1 tRNA gene and 1 rRNA gene are annotated in these 738 nt (G+C 36.0%); both read right to left on the minus strand.

Annotated elements, in window-relative coordinates:
* Positions 1-21: 21 nt before the first annotated feature.
* Positions 22-97, minus strand: a tRNA-Val gene (locus tag ACTJKA_RS19970).
* Between the two features lie 557 nt (positions 98-654).
* Positions 655-738, minus strand: a 5S ribosomal RNA gene (gene rrf / locus ACTJKA_RS19975); the annotation flags it as partial.

The following is a 738-nucleotide window of genomic DNA, read 5'->3' on the forward strand; positions in this document are numbered from 1 at the left end:
AACATTATGTAAGAATAAATATGGTGGAGGATGACGGGCTCGAACCGCCGACCCTCTGCTTGTAAGGCAGATGCTCTCCCAGCTGAGCTAATCCTCCACTATGTAGGAATCTCTCGATCCGACAAAGATTATTATATACAGGTTTCACTCATTTGTAAAGGCTATATTAAAAAAATTTTATTTCATTTTTCATGACGTATTTCTTTTAACAGATGATGTTGATGTTACCAGTCAAAACGGCTTCAATTCAACGATTAACAGCTGTATTCTCTTCTCTATATTCTCTTTAAAAACGAGTAAATCCTTTAAAAATATCAGCAGCCTTTCAATTTTTATACTTTAATGATATAGATATTTCTTTATTTCAACTATTAAACGCAATGAATGTTTTGATTTCAATAAAATAGACTTATACAACTCCATTTTAATGAATGAATTTGTATCAGGCATCTATACACCGGCTATTCTTTCTCTCTATTACTTTTCTCCATACTTAAAAGTGAACATGCTTCACAGACTTTCACGTTGATTTAGAGCATCTCCACGCTTATAGTGAATTAAAACAACCTGATTTATACCACATATGTATCAAGGTGATCTTCTTTCAAACAGCACAAAAAAGACCAGTTCCGACTGGAAATGATCCTTTGAAAAGCTTGGCGGCGTCCTACTCTCACAGGGGGAAACCCCCAACTACCATCGGCGCTGAAGAGCTTAACTTCCGTGTTCGGTATGGGA

The organism is Bacillus sp. 22190 (assembly GCF_052045575.1).
GTDB lineage: Bacteria > Bacillota > Bacilli > Bacillales > Bacillaceae > Bacillus > Bacillus altitudinis.